Source organism: Streptomyces sp. NPDC027962 (assembly GCF_055566095.1).
This window is the reverse complement of the sequence record NZ_JBVHTA010000015.1, coordinates 20,240-40,577: the sequence shown is the minus strand read 5'-3', so window position 1 is coordinate 40,577 and position 20,338 is coordinate 20,240. Positions and strand designations below refer to the sequence as shown.

Below are 20,338 nucleotides of genomic sequence, written 5' to 3'. Positions count from 1 at the left end.
CGTTGGCGCAAAGTGAGCGTGGACACATTCCGTCAACCGTTGCGCATGGTTGCCGCTCTTCCGGGCAGGCGGCCAGATCGCCGGGGTGTGTGACCGGTGCGGTGCAAAACGGGAACGAAAGGCCAAACAGGACGTGTCGGCAGTACAGCAGACCATTCACGTGGGCGGAGAGTGGCGATTCGCCGTCTCCGGAGCCACGCGCGACATCATCGACCCGGTGGACGGGAGCGTCTTCGCCGTCGTGGCCGAGGGCGGCGTCGCCGACACCGATGACGCCGTCGACTGCGCCCGCGCCGCCTTCGACGACGGCACCTGGCCGCGTACCCCGGTCGCCGAGCGGGCCGCCCTGCTGCGCCGCGTCGCCGCGCTGCTGGAGCGGGACAGGGAGAAGCTCGGCGCGCTGGAGAGCCAGGACGCCGGCAAGACCCTCGAAGAGGGGCGGATCGACGTCGACTGCGTACGCGACGCGTTCCTCTACTTCGCCGACCTCGTCACGAACGAGAGCGGCGGCCGCGTCGTCGACGCCGGGTCCGAGGAGATCCACAGCGTCGTCGTGCACGAGCCGGTCGGCGTCTGCGCGTTGATCACGCCGTGGAACTATCCACTCCTTCAGGCGAGTTGGAAGATTGCCCCGGCGCTCGCCGCGGGCAACACTTTTGTGATCAAGCCCAGTGAGATCACGCCGCTGACCACGGTCGCCCTGATCGACCTGCTGATGGAGGCCGGACTGCCCCCCGGCGCCGCGAACATCGTCACCGGCCCCGGCGACCAGGTCGGCGCGCGCCTGGCCGAGCACCCCGGCGTGGACCTCGTGTCCTTCACCGGCGGGCTCGTCAGCGGTACGAAGGTGGCCCGCGCCGCCGCCGACAGCGTCAAGAAGGTCGCCCTCGAACTCGGCGGCAAGAACCCGAACGTCGTCTTCGCCGACGCGTGCACCACGCCGGAGAGCTTCGACACCGCCGTCGACCAGGCACTGAACGCCGCGTTCATCCACAGCGGCCAGGTCTGCTCCGCCGGATCACGGCTCATCATCGAGGAATCGCTGCGCGAAAGGTTCGTCGCCGAACTGGCGCGCAGGGCCGGGAAGATCCGCCTCGGCCGCGGCAGCGAGAAGGACGTCGAGTGCGGCCCGCTCGTCTCCGCGCAGCAGCTCGCGAAAACCGAGGACTTCGTTGCCTCCGCGCTCGCCGAAGGCGCGGTGCTGCGGGCGGGCGGCGAGAAGCCGGAAGGGCCCGGATACTTCTACCGGCCCACCGTCCTCGACCACTGCCACCGCTCCATGCGCGTCATCCGCGAGGAGATCTTCGGCCCGGTCATGACCGTCGAGACCTTCCGCACCGAGGAAGAGGCCCTCGAGCTCGCCAACGACACCGAGTACGGCCTCGCGGGCGCCGTGTGGACCGCCGACGCCGGCCGGGCGCGCCGGATGGCCGGACGGATGCGGCACGGCACCGTCTGGATCAACGACTTCCACCCGTATCTGCCGCAGGCGGAGTGGGGCGGCTTCGGCAAGTCGGGCGTCGGCCGTGAGCTGGGCCCCGCCGGCCTCGCCGAATACCGCGAGGCCAAGCACATCTACCAGAACCTCGCCCCGCGCCCCGTGCGCTGGTTCGCGGGCTGAGTCGCCGAGTCGAGGAAAAAACGCACCATGACCGACCAGATCCACGAGTACGACTATGTCGTCGTCGGAGGCGGCACCGCCGGTTCCGTGATCGCCTCCCGCCTCACCGAGGACCCCGACATCACCGTCGCCGTCATCGAGGGCGGCCCGAGCGACGTCGGCCGCGACGACGTACTGACCCTGCGCCGCTGGATGGGACTGCTCGGCGGCGAGCTCGACTACGACTACCCGACCACCGAGCAGCCCCGCGGCAACTCCCACATCCGGCACAGCCGCGCACGGGTGCTCGGCGGCTGCTCGTCGCACAACACGCTCATCGCCTTCAAGCCGCTGCCCTCCGACTGGGACGAGTGGGCCGAGGCGGGCGCCGACGGCTGGGACGCGGCCGCCATGGACCCGTACTTCGCGAAGCTGCGCAACAACGTCGTTCCCGTCGACGAGGCCGACCGGAACGCCATCGCCCGCGACTTCGTCGACGCCGCGCAGACCGCGCTCGAGGTGCCGCGGATCGAGGGATTCAACAAGAAGCCCTTCCACGAGGGCGTCGGCTTCTTCGACCTCGCCTACCACCCGGAGAACAACAAGCGCTCCTCGGCGTCGGTCGCCTATCTGCACCCCTTCCTGGACCGGCCGAACCTCCACATCGCGCTGGAGACCTGGGCGTTCCGGCTGGAGCTCGACGGCACGCGCGCGACCGGCGTGCACGTGCGCGCCAAGGACGGCGAGGAGCGCGTCGTGCGCGCCCGCCGCGAGGTCCTCGTCTGTGCGGGCGCCGTCGACACGCCCCGGCTGCTGATGCACTCCGGCATCGGGCCGCGCGCCGATCTGGAGAAGCTCGGCATACCCGTCGTCCACGACCTGCCGGGCGTCGGCGAGAACCTGCTCGACCACCCGGAGTCGGTCATCGTCTGGGAGACCCACGGGCCCATCCCGGAGAACTCCGCGATGGACAGCGACGCCGGGCTCTTCGTACGGCGGGACCCCGCGTCCGCGGGTCCCGACCTGATGTTCCACTTCTACCAGATCCCCTTCACCGACAACCCGGAGCGCCTCGGCTACGAGCGGCCCGCGCACGGTGTGTCGATGACCCCGAACATCCCCAAGCCCAGGAGCCGCGGCCGGCTGTACCTGACCAGCGCCGACCCCGAGGTGAAGCCGGCGCTGGACTTCCGCTACTTCTCGGACGAGGACGACTACGACGGCCGCACCCTCGTCGACGGCATCAAGCTGGCGCGCGAGATCGCGGCGCGCGAGCCGCTCGCCGGGTGGCTGAAGCGCGAGGTCTGCCCGGGGCCCGAGGTCACCTCCGACGAGGACATCAGCGAGTACGCGCGCAAGGTCGCGCACACCGTCTACCACCCGGCCGGCACCTGCCGGATGGGAGCGGCCGACGACGAACTCGCCGTCGTCGCACCCGACTTGAAGATCCGGGGCCTCGACGGCATCCGGATCGCCGACGCGTCCGTCTTCCCGACGATGACGGCCGTCAACCCGATGATCGGCGTTCTGATGGTCGGGGAGAAATGCGCGGACCTGCTGGGAGGTAATGCCTGATGAGTACTCCGCCGCCGTCTGTCTTTTCCGTACGCGACCTGTGGAAGGTCTTCGGTCCGAAGGCCGACCGGGTGCCCTCGAACCCAGAGTTCGAAGCCCTCGACGCGACCGAACTGCGCAGCCGCACCGGTTGCACCGCCGCCGTGCGCGATGTCTCCTTCGACGTCCGCAAGGGCGAGGTCTTCGTCGTCATGGGTCTGTCCGGATCCGGAAAGTCGACGCTGGTGCGCTGCCTGACGAGGCTCATCGAGCCGACGTCCGGCTCGATCGCCATCGACGGGGAGGACGTGCTGTCGATGGACGCCGGGCGCCTGCGCGAACTGCGCCGGCACCGCGCGTCCATGGTCTTCCAGCACTTCGGCCTGCTCCCGCACCGCTCGGTCCTGGACAACGTCGCCTACGGGCTCGAGATCCAGGGCGTGGGCCGCGCGGAACGGCGCAGGCGCGCCGCGGAATTCGTCACCAAGGTCGGCCTGGAGGGCATGGAGTCACGCCGTCCCGGCCAGCTCTCCGGTGGTCAGCAGCAGCGCGTCGGCCTTGCCCGGGCCCTCGCCGTCGACCCGGAAGTGCTGCTGTTCGACGAGCCGTTCAGCGCGCTCGACCCGCTGATCCGGCGCGACATGCAGGAGGAGGTCGTACGGCTGCACCGCGAGGAGGGCCGCACGATGGTCTTCATCACGCACGACCTGAACGAGGCGCTCAAGCTCGGCGACCGGATCGCGCTGATGCGCGACGGCAGGATCGTCCAGCTGGGCACCCCCGAGGAGATCGTCGGCGATCCGGCCGACGACTACGTGCGGGACTTCGTCCGCGACGTGCCGCGCGAGCAGGTCATGACCGTGCGCACGGCCATGCGGCCCGCCGACGGCGACGAGGGAGAGGACGGACCGGCTCTGGCGCCCGGTGCGACCGTCTTCGAGGCGATCGAGGCCGTGGCCCGCACCGGACGGTCCGCCCGCGTCGTCGAGGACGGCCGCTTCCTGGGCGTCGTCGGCCACACGGACCTGTTGCGTGTGGTGGCGGGAGCGACGACGGCCGTCAAGGAGGCCGCCGCGTGATCCGCAGACCGCACCTGACACCCCGCCGGAACGCCGACGGGCGGTGGCGCCGATGACCGCCGCCGTGTCCGCGCCCGCCGCGGAGAAGAAGAACATCACCGGGCGGTCGTTCCGCGACGTCCTGCGCAGTCCCGTGCAGGGCAAGCTGCTGGCGCTCGCCGCGCTCGCGGTCCTCCTCGTACCCGCCGGGATCACCCTGTGGGGCAGCGGGAGCTGGCCGGAGGCGCTGCACGTCGACATCTCGGGACCGCTCGACGACGCCAACAAGTGGGTCATCGACAACCGCGACTCCCACCCGCTCTTCCTCTTCTTCCTGCTGCACCTGTCCAACACCGCCACCGACGCGGTCGGCGGCGTGTACGACCTGCTGCACTCGATGGGCTGGCTCGGAGTACTCGCCGTCGGCGTCCTCGTCGCCTGGCGCGCCGCCGGACTCGGCCGCAGCGGGGCGAAGGTGGCCGCGACCGCGTTCGGCGCGTTCGCGCTGTGCGGGCTGCTGGGCATGTGGGACGCCACGTTGCTGACCATCGCGCTGATGGTCGTCGCCGTGGCGGCCGCCGCGCTGCTCGGAGTGCTGATCGGCCTGGCGGCCGGCCTGTCCGACCGGATCAACCGCGCGCTGCGACCGGTGCTCGACACGATGCAGGTCCTGCCGGCCTTCGCGTATCTGCTGCCTTTCGTGCTGGTCTTCGGCACCGGCACACCGGCCGCGTTGTTCTGCACCGTCATCTACGCCGCCCCGCCCATGGCCCGTCTCACGGCGCTCGGCCTGCGCGGCGCCGACCCCTCGGTGCTCGAGGCGTCCGCGTCGCTCGGCGCGAGCCCGTGGCAGCGCCTGCGGACCGCCCGGATTCCGCTCGCCCGCCGGCAGATGCTGCTCGGCCTCAATCAGACGATCATGATGGCGCTGTCGATGGTGGTCATCGCCGCCCTCGTCGGCGCGGGCGGCCTCGGTGAAGAGGTCTACTCGGCGCTCTCCACCGTCGACGTCGGCAAGGCGCTCACCGCCGGCATCCCGATCGTGCTGATCGCCATCTGGCTGGACCGCACGACGGCGGCGGCCGGCGACCGGATCGGCCACAGCGTCCCGGGCGGCGGACTGCTGCACGGCCGCTCCGGCTGGGGCCTGGTCGCGGCGGGCGCCGCCGTGGCCGTGTCGGCCCGGTTCCTGATCGGCGGCGCGTGGCCCGAGGCCTGGACGTTCAACATCTCCACGCCGGTGAACAAGGCGCAGGGCTGGATCACCGAGCACCTCTCGTCCGGCATCCCGGTGCTCGGCGGCACCGAGGTCTGGTCGGAGCAGTTCACCCTGTGGATCCTCAACCCGCTGCGGGACGGCCTTCTCTGGCTGCCCTGGTGGTCGGTCCTGCTGATCGTCGCGGCCCTGGCCTGGATCGTCGGCACCTGGGCGACCGCCCTGACGGCCACGCTCGCGATGTCGGCGATCGGCGTGCTCGGCGTATGGACGAAGTCCCTGAACACGCTCTCGCAGGTGCTGGCCGCGCTGGTCGTCACGCTGGTCGTCGGCGTGCTCGTGGGCGTCGTGTGCGCCCGCGCCGGGCGCCTCGAGCGCTGGCTGAGGCCCGTTCTCGACGCCATGCAGACGATGCCGCAGTTCGTCTACCTCATCCCGGTCGTGGCGCTCTTCGGAGTCACCAGAGCATCGGCCATCATCGCCGCCGTCGTGTACGCGCTGCCCGCCGTCGTGCGCATCACCGCACAGGGCCTGCGCGACGTCGACCCCGCGGCCATGGAAGCGGCACGCTCACTCGGCGCCTCGACCAGGCAGCAGCTCTTCCAGGTCCAGCTGCCGCTCGCCCGGCCGGCTCTCCAGCTCGCCGTCAACCAGGGCGTCGTGCTGGTTCTCGCCGTGGTCGTCGTCGGCGCACTCGTCGGCGGCGGGGCGCTCGGCTACGACGTCGTCAAGGGCCTGTCCCGCGGCGAGATGGGCCTCGGGATGACCGCCGGTCTGGCGATCGTCTGCCTCGGCCTCGTCCTCGACAGGGTCACGCAGCCCGCCACCCGGAAGCGCAACCGACCGTGAACCACCACAGACCCACCACCGACGTCCCCGTCACGAACAGCAGGAGCACCATCATGCGAAACCGCACCAGAACCATCCGCACCGCCACCGCCCTCGTCGGCGCCCTGGGCGTCCTGACGCTCAGCGCGTGCAGCGCCGCGGACACCGGCAAGAGCCAGGACGCGGCCGGCGGTGACAAGACCGTGAAGCTCACCGTTCCCTCCTGGGTCGGCGCGCAGGCCAACACGGCCGTCGCCGAGTACATCCTGGAGAAGGAGCTCGGCTACACGGTCAAGTCCCAGCAGATGGGCGAGGTGCTCGCCTGGGACGCGCTCTCCAAGGGCGACGTCGACGCGATCATGGAGGACTGGGGTCACCCGAAGGAAGAGAAGCGGTACGTCGAGGACAAGAAGACCGTCGTCAAGGGCGGGGATCTCGGTGTCACCGGCCACATCGGCTGGTTCGTGCCCAAGTACTTCGCCGACGCGCACCCCGATGTGACGGACTGGAAGAACCTCAACAAGTACGCCAAGGAGTTCGCGACCGCCGAGAGCGGCAGCAAGGGCGAGATCCTCGAAGGCTCCCCGGACTACGTCACCAACGACGACGCGATCATCAAGAACCTCGACCTGAACCTGAAGACGAACTACGCGGGTTCCGAGGCGGCGCAGATCACGGCCATCAAGAAGTACGTCAAGGACAAGAAGCCCTTCCTCACCTACTGGTGGACGCCGCAGTGGCTGAACGCCGAGGTCGAGCTCGTCGAGGTCAAGCTCCCGGAGTACAAGGAGGGCTGCGACGCCGACCCGAAGAAGGTCGCCTGCGCCTACCCGAACACCCCGCTGCAGAAGTTCCTCAACGCCGACTTCGCGAAGAACGGCGGGGACGCGGCCGAGTTCCTGAAGAACTTCAAGTGGTCGACCGAGCAGCAGAACGAGGTCGCGCAGATGATCGCCGGGGAGAAGATGTCCCCCGAGGCGGCGGCCGAGAAGTGGGTCAAGGCCAACGAGTCGACGTGGAAGGCATGGCTGCCGAAGAAGTAGCGCCCCTGGTGAGACCGGGTCCCGGGGCCGGGGCCGGCGCCACAGGTGCCGCGCCCCCGGCCCCGGGCGGGCCACGCCGTCCTGTCGAGCGCGGCGCGGACTGCGGCCTCGGTGCCGTCCGCGTCGCGCAGCACGATCACTGACCGTTCCGCGTGGATGGTGCTGCCGCCGGACCTGGTCGACGAGGTGCTGGAGGCCAAGGGCGGCGCCGAATGGATGTCGAGCACCCCTGACCAGCTCACGCTCGCGGAGTTCATCACCTCCGGTGCCTACGACCGGCATGTACGGGGCATGCGGCTGCGTTATCGGCGCCGCCGCGACGAGCTGGTGCGGGAACTGGCCGCGCACGCCCCCGGCATCAGGGTGAGCGGTATCGCCGCCGGGCTGCACGCCGTTCTCGAACTGCCGCCGGGCACGGAGCAGTCGGCCGTCCGGGCGGCGGCGTGGCAGGGCCTGGCCGTCGAGCCGCTCGGCCGCTTCCGGCACCCGGACACGCCACCCGGCAGGGACGCGCTCGTCGTCGGCTACGCCACCCCGCCGGACAGCGCCTGGGCGGGCGCGCTGGACGCGCTGTGCCGGGCCCTGGGCTAGACGGGCCGTGCCGGTCTCTGGGCCGGACCGTGCCGTGCCGGGCGCCCCGCCACGGAGCGTGCACCGATTCTCCGTGGCATCGGCTTCTCCGTGGCATCGGCACGGATGATCACGTCCGTCCGGACGCCGCGAAGGTCACTCGGCGACGGGGGCAGGGGCAGGGGCAGAGGAGCGAACGGGGGGTGCGAACGGACCGGGCGAGCACACCCGCACACACCGGCCGGCCTCGTGCACCTGTCCATCGCCGTGCAGTACGTATACGCGAGCGCCGACGGCGAACGTCGCCAGCGGTTTCAGGCCCAGCGCCATGGCTGCGATGTAGGAGCCGCCCACCTGATGGGTGTCACAGACGGTCGCGATCCGGAACAGGTACCGGGACTCCGACGTCACATCCTCCTCCCCGCCCGCCCGCAGTACGATCCGCTGATCAGGTGCCACTGCCCGCGCCGCCACCGCGACGGCGATGTTCTCCAGTACGTCCGAAGAGGCGGCGACGATCGCCCGCGCGCGGGGCAGCGCGAGTTTCCGCAGCAGGAAACGGTCGCCCGCGCGCCCGAACATCACGGGTATCCCGAGCGATTTCGCTACCGGAACACAGGCCGCACGCCGGTCGCGCTCGACGGCCACCACCCCGATGCCGAGACGCTGCAGCTCCAGACAGAGACGCAGGCCGACCTGGCCGAGCCCCACCACGATGACATGACCGCGTCGGGGTACTGCCCGGGCGCCGACGATGCCCGTCAGACGGCCGGAGGTCATCCGGTCGACCAGTCCGGCGGTGAACAGCGCGGAGAAGCCGAGGACGCACAGCAGACTCAACGTCGACAGCATCAGGTACCAGGCCGGTGCGTGGGGGTCCGCCCCGCCCGCGTCCACCGTGGTCAGGACGAGCGCCGAATGCCATGCGGCGGCAACGAGGGGCTCGCCCAGCACGAGCGCGCCCAGCACGGTGTCCAGCACGAATACGCAGACCAGTCCGGCCAGTCCGATCAGCAGCGTGTGCGTCGTGCCGTCGAGCGGCCTGACCTGGGCGTGCACCCGATGCCACAGTCTGCGCGCCGCACCGATCCTGACCTCGGGCGACGACTCCACCCGCAGACCGTCCGGGGTGACGCCCGCCCCGGACCGCAGGCCGTCCGCCGCACTCGCCACGCCCAGCCGGTTCCCGTCCGGGGTGCGGCACAGGGTCACCAGACGGTCGGCGACGCACGGGCCGAGCAGAGCCGGCACCAGGGCGTCCGTCATGCCGATCACCGTGCAGTTGGGCACCGAACGCACGACCTCACCGGCCACCGTCCGGTCGAACAGCGTCACCAGCAGCCGAATCCCGGGGCGTGCGTGCTCGACGAGCAGGGCGTACCGAAGAGCCTGGATGTCCTCCCGGGAGACGACCACCACGACGTCGACGTCCCGCTCCAGCGCCTCGCCGAGAGCCTCGGCCGACGGTGCGGACAGCCGGCCGACCCGTGCGCCCCACGCCGTCGCGTAGTCGGCGACCGCCGTCGTCAGCTCATCGTCGCCGACCAGCAGAAGCCGCCTGCCCGTATGACCGTCACCCTGCTCGGGGACCAGCATCAGCGCTCCTCGGAGATCGTTGCCCAGCTCCCTCGACCGTACGGAGTCCGGCCCTCGGGCACCTTGTCGGTATGTCCAGGGGGTCGCCGCACGCGTTGGCCGATCGCACGACACGGGGCGTCCGGCTTGGACTGTTGTATGGGCTCCTGCCCACCGAGTACCGTCGGTGCCACCGGCACGGCACGCCGAGCGGCATCACGCTCGTGGCAGACGGTCACACGGTGAGGAAGTCCAGGCCGCGGGGTACGGTGCCCGGTCTCCCCGACCCCCACGGGGATCTTGCCTGGCGCATCCGCTCGTGTGCAGGACAGGTGGTGACCATGGCCAACACAAGCAGACCGGCCGGCGCGGTCGTACGGCAACTGCTGATGGCGCTCGGCGATCCGGTCATCGAACTGGTCGCCGCGCCCGGCGGTCTCGACGTCGAGATCAACGACGTCGTCATTCTGGACGCCGACGACGAGCCGGACTCCTACCGCGACGACCTTGTCCTGATCATCGGTGCACGTGGCCGACGGGCCCACCCCCTCGCCCGCGCTGCCGCGGGCCGGGGAGCCGCGGCCGTGGCCCTGAAAACGGAACACGGTGAGGATCTCGACGAGTTGAAGAGCCTCGCCGCGGACACCGGGACAGTGGTCCTCTGCGTGCGGCCCGAGGTGCGCTGGGCCCAACTAGACTCACTCGCCCGGGGTGTTGTCGCCGACGCGCGCGTCATGGTGCCGGAAGCCGGACGGCAGGCCGACCTGTTCGCCCTCGCACAGACCGTCGCCGCTCTCACCGGCGGCATCGTGAGTATCGAGGACAGCGCCAACCGCGTGCTGGCCTACTCCCGTTCGGACGACGAGGTCGACGAACTGCGCCGGCTGTCGATCCTGGGCTGGCAGGGCCCGGCCGACTACCTCGCCCTGCTGCGGGAGTGGGGCGTCTTCGACCGGCTGCGCGCCGGTGACGACGTCGTGCATGTCGACGAACGGCCGGAGAGAGGAATCAGAAGGCGACTGGCCATCGGCATCCGTGTCGACGAGCAGCTCCTCGGTTCCATCTGGGTGCAGGAGGGCCAGAACCCACTGGCGGACAATGCGGAGAACGCGCTGGTCGGGGCCGCGCGGGCGGCCGCTCTGCAGCTCGTCCGGCGGCGTACCGGAGCCTCGCCCGACCTGGAGTTCGAGCAGAGCCTGTTCCGCCGGATGCTGGAGGGGCACATCGACCCCCGAACCTTCGCCGACAACATCGGGGCCGATCTGGAGGAACCGGCGGTCGTGGCGGCGTTCACGCTGGACGCGGGCGTGACGGGCGGCAGCGCAGGCAGCGACGCCGGCCGTCCGGCCTTCGAGATGCGCAGGGCGACAATGATGAGCCTGATCTCCGTCCACGCGGCCGCGTACCGGCGGCGGTCACTGGTCACCGCCGCCGACGGACGCGTCTACATGCTGCTCCCGGGCCTGCCCGAGCAGCCCGGGGAGAGCACCGCCTGCGGACTGGCGGGCGAGATCGTGCGGGCGGCGAGCCAGCGCCTGAAGCTCGACGTCCGCGCCGCCGTCGGCTCGGTGGTCGGCGGTCTGCACGCGATCGCCCAGTCGAGGGCCGAGGCGGACCAGGTGCTCGACATCGTCATGCGCGGCGGCAAGCAGCGTGTGGCCACCATCGCCGACGTACGCTCCGAGGTCCTGCTCAGCGAGGCGCTCGCACTGCTGGAGCAGCATCCGCGTCTTCGTGATCCCCGCGTCACCGCCCTCCTCGCCTACGAGGCCGAGCACGAGTCCGGTCTTGTGCAGTCCGTGCTTGCGTACTTGGGGACACTCGGCAATGTGCGAGCGGCCGCGCGGTCGCTGCACGTCCACCCGAACACCCTCCGCTACCGTCTGAAGCGGGCCGAGGCGGTCAGCGGGATCGATCTCTCCGATCCTCATCAGTGCCTCTTCTCCCATCTGCAACTGCTCCTGGAGAACGGGTCGATGACCGTGCCGTCCGGTAGGTGACCCGGGGCGCCCGGGACGTGGTCGGGGGCTGCCCGCCACGCCCCCGGGTGCTCCGGCGTGAACACCTGCCGGAGCACCCGGGTCGGTCATCGACCGCCGGCCCGCCCGAGCTCTATGCCGTGGTCCGATCGGCCGCCTCCAGCTCGTCATCCGGACCGCCGGACTCGATGCCCTCCGCTTCGCCGGAGCGCAGCGCCGCGCGGAACCGCGCCAGTTCCCGCTTGACGACCGGCGCGAGCAGATACAGGCCGATGATGTTGATCAGTGCCAGGAGGAACAGCACAGCGTCGGTGAATGCCAGAACGCTGCCGAAGCTGAGCACCGCGCCGATGACGATGAAGGCGCAGAACACCGTCTGGTAGACGCGCTCGCTGAGCCTGCTCCGCCCGAAGAGGTGGGTCCACGCCTTCTGACCGTAGTAGGCCCAGGTGATCATGGTGGAGATCGCGAAGAGGACCACCGCCACGGTGAGGACGATCGGGAACCACGGCAGCACGGTCTCGAACGCCGAGGAGGTGACGGTGACCCCGTCCACGGTGTTGCCGTTCGCCGCGTAGTCCGCCTTCGCGTCGTTCCAGAACTGTGTGTCGGCGATGACGATGGTCAGCGCGGTCATGGTGCAGACGACCACGGTGTCGATGAACGGTTCGAGCAGGGCGACCAGACCCTCGGTCGCCGGGTAGCGCGTCTTCACGGCCGAGTGGGCGATCGGCGCGGACCCGAGGCCCGCCTCGTTGGAGAACGCGGCACGGGTGAAGCCGACGATCAGCGCTCCGATGACGCCTCCGACGACTCCTTCCCCGGTGAACGCGCCGTTGAGGATCGCGCCGAACGCCGCGGGGACCTCGGTGACGTTGAACAGGATGACGATGAGGCAGCCGGTGACGTACACGATCGCCATGGCCGGGACCAGACGGCTGGTCACCCGGCCGATCGACTTGATCCCGCCGATGATGACGAAACCGACGACGAGGGCGAGCACGACGCCCAGCGCCAGCGCGGAGCCGTCGCCGGCCAGCGGGCCGTCGTCCCCGCCCGTGATGTCCCGGAGCTGGATGACGGACTGGTTGGCCTGGAACATGTTGCCGCCGCCGATCCCGAAGAGCAGGATCATGACGGCTGCGAGCCCCGCGAGGGCCCGTCCGAGGAACCGGCCCGTGGATCCGGGCAGCCGCTCCGCGACCCCCTTGCGCAGATACTGCATCGGACCGCCGGAAACGGTGCCGTCCGGGTGGTGATCGCGGTAGCGCACACCGAGGGTGCACTCGACGAACTTGGACGCCATGCCCAGCAGGCCGCAGAGCACCATCCAGAACGTGGCTCCCGCCCCGCCGATCGTGACTGCCACACCGACACCGGCGATGTTGCCCAGGCCGACGGTGCCGGACACGGCCGATGTCAGCGCCTGGAAGTGGGTGATCTCGCCCGGGTCGTCCTTCCTGCTGTGCCGGCCGCGGACGAGCTGCAGGGCCAACCGGAGACCGCGCACCTGAATGAGTCCGAAGTAGAGGGTGAAGACCGCGCCCGCGAGAACGAGCCAGGCCACGATCCAGGGAAAACTGATCCCGAAGAGCGACACCTCGCCGAAGACGAAGTCTCCGAGCCCCGTGGCAATCGGATCGAATACCGCGTTGATCTTTTCCTCCACGGACCCGAGGAATCCGCTCTCCGCCCCTTGGGCGAATGCGGGAAGCTTCTCAGGAGCGGAATGCGGCTGTTGCATCAGAGCCATTGCGGTCCCCTTCTACCGGGCCGGAGACGACGACACCGCCGGAACGTCCCGGAACCCGGATTGCTATTCGGGGAACCGTAGGGCGGCCCCGGTCGCCGCGGTTTCGTCCAGTCGGCCAAAGAAACGGCTCGGACGCTGGTTACCTGGACCACGTCACGCTCACTCGGGCCGGCCTATCGTCCGCCAAGGGCTCCGGGACCGCCCCCTCGGCGACCTGCGAGGGTGGCGCGGCGGGGGCCGTGCGCATTCTCCCGACCAGCCCTCACCGGCCCGGAGTCGATACATTTGTACAAGGGTGAGCTGCTGCTCAGCCGACGCTGCTGCGTAGGGTCATCCGCCTCCGGAGCGAGGAAGACATGTCCGACCTGAGCGCGCCGGTCCTGGCCACGTTCATCGTGTATGTGGTGGCCGTGGTCGCGGTGGGAGTCTGGGCGTACACCCGGACCCGGAGCTTCGCCGACTTCGCGCTGGGCGGCCGCAGGCTCAGCGCGCCGGTCGCGGCGCTCTCCGCAGGCGCGAGCGACATGTCCGGCTGGCTGTTCCTCGCCCTCCCCGGGGCCGTCTACGTGGTCGGCATCGATGCGAGCTGGATCGCCGTGGGGCTGGCCGCCGGAACCTATCTGAACTGGCTGCTCGTCGCCCCGAGACTGCGCACCTACACCGAGCGGGCCGGCAACGCCGTCAGCCTGTCGGCCTATCTGGAGGAGCGTTTCGAGGACCGAACCCGGACGCTCCGGATGGTGTCGGCCGCCGTGACCGTCGTGTTCTTCACCGTCTACGTCGCCAGCGGTCTGGTGGCCGGAGGGCTGCTGTTCGAGCAGGTCTTCGACGTTCCCTTCGAACTCGGGGTGGTGCTGACCGCCCTGGTCATCGTGACCTACGCGTGCCTCGGCGGCTTCCTCGCCGTCAGCCTGACACACGTCATGCAGGGCACCCTGATGTTCGTCGCCCTGCTGGTGCTCCCCCTGGTCGGCGTCGCGGCGCTCGGGGGCTTCGGTTCCCTGGAGGAAGCCCTCGACAGGAGGACGCCGAGCCTGCTGGACATCGGGACCGAGGCCGGTTTCGTGGACGGCCGGTGGACGGCGGGCGGGTCGCTCGGCGCCGTGGCGATCGTGTCGCTGCTCGCCTGGGGCCTCGGCTACTTCGGCCAGCCCCACATCCTGGCCCGCTTCATGGGCATCCGCAGCACCCGGGCGGTCCCGGCGGCGCGGCGCATCGGAACGGTGTGGGTGCTGGTCGTGCTCGCCGGCGCCACACTCGTGGGCCTTGTGGGGATCGCGCGGCTCGACCCGCCCCTGAACAACCCCGAGACGGTGTTCATCGTGCTGAGCGAGACCCTGCTCAACCCCTGGGTCGCCGGGCTGATGCTGGTCGCCGTGCTGGCCGCGATCATGTCGACGGCGGACAGCCAGCTCCTGGTGTCGTCCGTCGCCCTCACGGAGGACTTCTACCGTGCGTTCCTCAGCCGGCGCGCGTCGGACCGGACGCTGGTGTGGGTGGGCCGCGGGGCCGTGGTGGTGGTGGTCGTCGTCGCCTGTGTGATCGCGCTCGGGGGCGGCGGGGTACTGAACATCGTCGCCTACGCCTGGGCCGGTTTCGGCGCGGCGTTCGGTCCGGTCGTCCTGCTGTCGCTGTACTGGCCGCGGATGACCTGGGCGGGCGCCATGGCCGGGATCGTGTCGGGTGCGGCCACGGTGCTCCTGTGGGACAGGATCAATCCGCTGCTGGGGCCGCTCGAGTCGGACATCTACGAGATGGTTCCGGGCGTGCTCGTCGCCACGGTCGCCGTGCTGGTCTTCGGCAGGTTCGTCGGCCGGCCGCCGCAGCGGGCCTTCTGGCGGATGCCGGGGGGCGGGGTCAGCCAGCTGCTGCTCGTACCGTTCCTGTCCGACGCGCCCGTCGGCGTGGCGGTCCTCGACACCGACCTGCGCTACGTCTGGGTGAACAAGGTTCTGGGGCGGCTGATCCCCCCTGAGCAGAGGCTGGGGCGTCAGGTGAAGGAGATGTTGCCGAAGCCCGAGGCGGAGGCTTTCGAGGAGAAGATGCGGACCGTCCTGCGGACCGGGGCTCCGGTGATGGACCACGAGTTCCGCGCCGTCGGTCACCCCGCGCCCTACCGGGAGCGGGCGTACTCGGCCTCGTTCTTCGGCATGAAGGACCGGCGCGGCCGCCAGGTGGGCATCTGGTACATGATCATCGACGTCACCGATCGCCGACGGGCACAGGAGCGTCTCGCCCTCCTGAACGAGGCGAGTGCCCGTATCGGCAGCGCGCTTGATGTACAGCTGACCGCGCAGGAACTGGCCGACAACGTCGTGCCCGCCCTCGCCGACTTCGTCGCCGTCGACCTGCTGGAGTCGGTCATCGGGGGCGAGGAGCCCGCTCCGGGGCCGGTCGACCTCGGCCCGGTCATCCGCCGCGCGGGGCAGAGATCCGTCCGCGAGGGCAACCCGGAGGCGCGGCTGGCCGTGGGGGAAGTGGTCCAGCGCGCCCCGTCCTCACCCGTCGCCCGCTGCCTGCTGGAGAGCAGGACCCTCGTGGAGGACCTGGAACACTCCCCCGAGGCGTGGGTGGCCATGGACCCGTCGCTCGGCCCGGCGATCCGCCGGTTCGACCTCCGCTCGGTGATGGTGGTGCCGGTACGGGCCCGTGGCGTCACGCTGGGCGCGGCGACGTTCGTCCGGTCCGGGCGCCGCTCGTGGCCCTTCGAGGAGGACGACGTACGTCTCGCCGAGGAACTCGTCTCCCGTGCCGCCGTGTCCATCGACAACGCGCGCCGCTTCACCCGTGAGCGGACCGCTGCCCAGTCGATGCAGCGCTATCTGCTGCCGCAGGAAGTGACCGGCGGATCAGCGCTGGAGGTGGAGTCGTGGTACTGCCCGGCGGATGCGCCGACCGGGGTGGGTGGTGACTGGTTCGACGTGATCCCCCTGTCCGGAGCACGGGTGGCGCTGGTCGTCGGGGACGTGGTCGGGCACGGCATCAACTCCGCGGCGACGATGGGGCGGCTCCGCACGGCGGTGCGCACGCTCGCCAATCTCGACCTTCCCCCCGACGAACTGCTGGCCCGTCTGGACGACCTGGTCATCGGCCTCATGGAGTCGCCCGGCGGTGACGAGCCGGCATCGGCCGAGAACGAGAGCGTGAGCGCCGCGATGATGGGTGCCACCTGCCTGTACGCGGTGTACGACCCGGTCACCGGTATGTGCAGCATGGCGCGGGCCGGTCACTTCCCGCCGTTGATCGTCGGCCCCGACGGCACCGTCGAGTTCCTGGACCTGCCCGCCGGACCGCCGATCGGCCTCGGTTCCCTGCCCTTCGAGTCCGTGGAACTGGAACTGGCGGAGGGCAGCCTGATCGGGCTCTACACCGATGGCCTCGTCCGTGCCCCGGACCGGGACATCGACGTCGGCCTCTCCCGGCTGAGGGAAGGGCTCTCGGTACAAGGCCAGTCGCTGCGGGAGACCGGCGACAGCGTCGTCGACGCGCTGCTGGCCGTCCCGCCGCCCGACGACGCCGCCCTGCTCCTCGCCCGGACCCGCCTGCTGGGGTCCGACCGGGTCGCGTCCTGGGACCTGCCCTCGGACCCCGCCGCCGTCGCACACGCCCGCAGCGTCACCACCCGGCAGCTGTCGGCATGGAGCCTGGACGACCTGACGTTCACCACGGAACTGATCGTCAGCGAGCTGGTCACCAACGCCATCCGGCACGCCACCGGCCCGATCGTCCTGCGGCTGATCCGGGACCGCGCCCTGATCTGCGAAGTGTCCGACGCCAGCAGCACCTCGCCCCGTCTGCGCCATGCCCGGACCACGGACGAGGGAGGGCGGGGTCTGCTGATCGTCGCGCAGCTCGCCCGGCGTTGGGGAACGCGCTACACGACGGCAGGGAAGATCATCTGGACGGAGCAGGGCGTCCCCGACCCGCCGTCCCACTGAGCGGGCGACCGCGCCGCGCACGCGCCTCCAACCGTGGACTTCACGGCCTCGGAGCCAGTGCGCGTGCGGCAGCCGGGCGACGCGGCGCGCGACTGCGTCGGGCCCCCGACTGCGTCGTCCCGGCACCCGTCAGCCGGTCAGCACGGTACGGATCCGGTCGAGGCCCCAGTCCAGGTCCTCCTTGCTGATGACCAGCGGCGGCGCGATCCGGATCGTCGGCCCATGGGTGTCCTTCACCAGTACTCCCAGGTCCACCAGCTTCTCCGAGACCTCCCGGCCGGTGCCGTGCTCCGGCGCGATGTCCACGCCCGCCCACAGGCCCCGCCCGCGCACCGCCGTCACCGCGCCGCTGCCCGTCAGCAGAGCCAGTTCGCGGTGGAGGTGCTCGCCCAGTTCGGTGGCGCGCCGCTGGAACTCGCCGGTGCGCAGCATCGCCATCACCTCCAGGGCGACGGCACAGGCCAGCGGATTCCCGCCGAACGTCGAACCGTGCTCACCGGGCCTGTGCACCCCGAGCACCTCGGCGGAGGACACCACGGCGGACACCGGCACCACACCGCCGCCGAGCGCCTTGCCGAGCACGTACATGTCCGGCACGACGCCCTCGTGCTCGCAGGCGAACGTCCTGCCCGTGCGCCCGAGCCCCGCCTGGATCTCGTCCGCGACGAACAGCACGTTCCGCTCGCGGGTGATCCTGCGGACGCCCGGCAGATATCCGGCCGGCGGGACCAGCACGCCCGCCTCGCCCTGGATGGGCTCGAGCAGCACGGCCACCGTGTTCTCCGTGACCGCCGCGTCCAGAGCGGTCAGGTCCCCGTAGGGCACGATCTCGAATCCCGGGGTGTACGGCCCGTAGCCCGACCTGGCCTCCGGGTCGGTCGAGAAACTGATCAGCGTGGTCGTCCGGCCGTGGAAGTTGTTCGACGCCACCACGATCTTGGCCATGTTGTCCGGCACCCGCTTGACCCGGTAGCCCCACTTGCGGGCGGTCTTGACGGCCGTCTCCACCGCCTCCGCGCCGGTGTTCATGGGCAGGACCATCTCCATGCCGCACAACTCCGCCAGCTGTGCGCAGAAATCCCCGAACCGGTCGTGATGGACGGCGCGGGAGGTCAGGGTGACCCGCTCCAGCTGCGCCTTCGCCGCCTCGATCAGCCGGCGGTTCCCATGACCGAAGTTGAGGGCCGAATACCCGGCCAGCATGTCGAGGAATCGGCGCCCCTCGACATCGGTCAGCCAGGCGCCGTCCGCGGAGGCGACGACGACCGGCAGCGGGTGGTAGTTGTGCGCGCTGTGCGCCTCCGCGGAGGCGATGGCGGATGTCGTGGTCGACACGGGCTCTCCGATCATCGGGACGAACGTCCGGCTCGGGGCGCGGGTGACCGCGCCCTCTCCATCGTCGCGCGCCACCCGCGGCTCGCAGCGTGGACGCGACGGCGCGTCGGCACGCCGGCCGCTACTGTGGGCGGCACGCAACGGCGCCCGGCGTACGGGGAAGCGACCCCGAGGAAGCCGTGCGCGGGTATACGCGCGAGGTGCCGCACTCCCCGTAGCCGTGCGGCACGGGGGTGCCCCCAGGCACCCCGGGACCACGACCGACGACCACGGATCGCCCCGGAGGACCACTCCCATGACCCTTCCCCTCTCCCACCCCGCGCTGGCCTCGACCGACCCCGAGCTCGCCGCCCTGGTCGGCGCGGAGGAGCGGCTCCAGGCCGACACCCTGCGGCTCATCCCCAGCGAGAACTACGTCTCGCAGGCCGTGCTGGAGGCCTCGGGCACCGTCCTGCAGAACAAGTACAGCGAGGGTTACGCCGGCCGCCGGTACTACGAGGGCCAGCAGAACATCGACCAGATCGAGCAGCTCGCCGTCGCCCGCGCCAAGTCGCTCTTCGGAGTCGAGCACGCCAATGTCCAGCCCTACTCGGGCTCCCCGGCCAACCTCGCCGTGTACCTCGCCTTCGCCGAGCCCGGCGACACCGTGATGGGCATGGCCCTGCCGATGGGCGGCCACCTCACCCACGGCTGGGGCGTCTCCGCCACCGGCAAGTGGTTCCGGGGCGTCCAGTACGGCGTACGCCAGGACACCGGGCTCATCGACTTCGACGAGGTGCGCGCACTCGCTCTGCAAGAACGGCCCAAGGTCATCTTCTGCGGCGGCACCGCACTGCCGCGCACCATCGACTTCGCGGCCTTCGCGGAGGTCGCCAAGGAGGCCGGTGCCGTGCTGGTCGCCGATGTCGCCCACATCGCCGGCCTGATCGTGGGCGGCGCCCACCCTTCGCCCGTGCCGCACGCCGACGTCATCTCCACCACCACCCACAAGACCCTGCGCGGCCCGCGCGGCGCGATGCTGATGTCCCGCGAGGTACATGCCAAGGCCGTCGACAAGGCGGTCTTCCCGGGGCTCCAGGGCGGCCCGCACAACCAGACCACCGCCGCCATCGCCGTCGCCCTCCACGAGGCATCCCGGCCCGCTTTCCGCGACTACGCCGCCCAGGTCGTCGCCAATGCCAAGGCGCTCGCCGAGGAACTGCTCGTGCGCGGCTTCGACCTGGTCTCCGGCGGCACCGACAACCATCTGATCCTGATGGACCTCACCTCCAAGGAAGTCCCCGGCAAGGTGGCGGCCAAGGCCCTCGACCGGGCCGGGATCGTCGTCAACTACAACACCGTCCCTTACGACCCCAGGAAGCCGTTCGACCCGTCGGGCATCCGCATCGGTACTCCGTCCCTGACGTCCCGCGGCCTCGGCACGGAGCACATGGCCGCCGTCGCCGAGTGGATCGACCGTGGCGTCACGGCCGCCGGCAAGGGCGACGAGGACACGCTCGCCGCGATCCGCGCCGAGGTGGCCGACCTCATGGCCGCCTACCCCGCACCCGGCCTGCCTGCCTGACGGCCGATGCCTGGCGGCCGACCGCATGCCGCCTGCCGACTGATGGCCTGCCCGCCTGGCGGCCGGCCGCATGCCGCCTGGCTGCCTGACGGCTTGCCTGCCCCGCCTGCCCCGCCTGACGGCCGGGCCGGCCGTCAGGCCGGGCGGCGTCCCCAGCCGTCCAGCAGTTGCCGGCGCGGGCCCGGGCCCCGGGGGCTGCCACGGCCGCCGAACGGCGGCCGCGGCAGCCGGGCCGACAAGGGGCGGGGGGCATGGCCACCAGCACACCGGACTCGCCCCACGGACACCGCGCGCCACCGGCCGCGCAGCGACCGGGCGGCCCTGC

Annotated in this window: 11 protein-coding genes and 1 pseudogene; 9 read left to right on the top strand and 3 right to left on the bottom strand. The window is 70.9% G+C overall.

Translation table 11 applies throughout. The features are described 5' to 3' along the window. Window positions 1-133 precede the first annotated feature (133 nt). From ACZ4SA_RS16410 to ACZ4SA_RS16385, 6 genes and pseudogenes are all read left to right on the top strand, one after another. On the top strand, window positions 134-1,621 hold the full coding sequence (locus ACZ4SA_RS16410; RefSeq protein ID WP_468274665.1) for an aldehyde dehydrogenase family protein: 1,488 nt from the start codon (window positions 134-136) through the stop codon (window positions 1,619-1,621). A 27-nt stretch (window positions 1,622-1,648) separates the two neighbouring features. After that, complete coding sequence (locus ACZ4SA_RS16405) at window positions 1,649-3,175, top strand: GMC family oxidoreductase (RefSeq protein ID WP_468274663.1); 1,527 nt, start codon at window positions 1,649-1,651, stop codon at window positions 3,173-3,175. Further along, complete coding sequence (locus ACZ4SA_RS16400; protein WP_468274660.1) at window positions 3,175-4,233, top strand: quaternary amine ABC transporter ATP-binding protein; 1,059 nt, start codon at window positions 3,175-3,177, stop codon at window positions 4,231-4,233. Before ACZ4SA_RS16405 ends, ACZ4SA_RS16400 begins: the two co-directional genes overlap by 1 nt. Before the next feature lie 52 nt (window positions 4,234-4,285). After that, complete coding sequence (locus ACZ4SA_RS16395) at window positions 4,286-6,277, top strand: ABC transporter permease (RefSeq protein ID WP_468274657.1); 1,992 nt, start codon at window positions 4,286-4,288, stop codon at window positions 6,275-6,277. A 53-nt stretch (window positions 6,278-6,330) separates the two neighbouring features. Beyond that, window positions 6,331-7,299 (top strand): ABC transporter substrate-binding protein, encoded by a 969-nt coding sequence (locus ACZ4SA_RS16390; protein WP_468274655.1) that lies wholly within the window; start codon window positions 6,331-6,333, stop codon window positions 7,297-7,299. 144 nt (window positions 7,300-7,443) lie between these two features. Continuing rightward, a pseudogene (locus ACZ4SA_RS16385) lies at window positions 7,444-7,890 on the top strand (PLP-dependent aminotransferase family protein); the annotation flags it as partial. Window positions 7,891-8,025: 135 nt separating this feature from the next. Here ACZ4SA_RS16385 and ACZ4SA_RS16380 read toward each other — a convergent pair. Next, a complete protein-coding gene (locus tag ACZ4SA_RS16380; protein WP_468274653.1) occupies window positions 8,026-9,465 on the bottom strand; it encodes an NAD-binding protein in 1,440 nt (479 codons plus the stop codon). A 320-nt stretch (window positions 9,466-9,785) separates the two neighbouring features. Here ACZ4SA_RS16380 and ACZ4SA_RS16375 point away from each other — a divergent pair, with 320 nt between their 5' ends. Beyond that, window positions 9,786-11,444, top strand: a complete 1,659-nt coding sequence (locus ACZ4SA_RS16375; protein WP_468274651.1) for a PucR family transcriptional regulator — start codon at window positions 9,786-9,788, stop codon at window positions 11,442-11,444. Window positions 11,445-11,556: 112 nt separating this feature from the next. On the opposite strand, the gene ACZ4SA_RS16370 is transcribed toward ACZ4SA_RS16375, so the two are convergent. Continuing rightward, entirely contained in the window at window positions 11,557-13,176 is a 1,620-nt protein-coding gene (locus ACZ4SA_RS16370) for an alanine/glycine:cation symporter family protein (protein WP_468274648.1), read from the bottom strand. Window positions 13,177-13,532: 356 nt separating this feature from the next. Between ACZ4SA_RS16370 and putP the strand changes: the two genes are divergently transcribed. Next, entirely contained in the window at window positions 13,533-17,114 is a 3,582-nt protein-coding gene (gene putP / locus ACZ4SA_RS16365) for a sodium/proline symporter PutP (RefSeq protein WP_468274646.1), read from the top strand. A gap of 129 nt (window positions 17,115-17,243) precedes the next feature. Here putP and rocD read toward each other — a convergent pair whose 3' ends face one another. Next, window positions 17,244-18,449 carry an ornithine--oxo-acid transaminase gene (gene rocD / locus ACZ4SA_RS16360; RefSeq protein ID WP_468274884.1) on the bottom strand — a complete coding sequence of 402 codons (1,206 nt, stop codon included), beginning with the start codon at window positions 18,447-18,449 and terminating at the stop codon, window positions 17,244-17,246. Between the two features lie 295 nt (window positions 18,450-18,744). On the opposite strand from rocD, the gene ACZ4SA_RS16355 reads away from it, so the two are divergent. Continuing rightward, on the top strand, window positions 18,745-20,013 hold the full coding sequence (locus ACZ4SA_RS16355; protein WP_468274644.1) for a serine hydroxymethyltransferase: 1,269 nt from the start codon (window positions 18,745-18,747) through the stop codon (window positions 20,011-20,013). Window positions 20,014-20,338 lie beyond the last annotated feature (325 nt).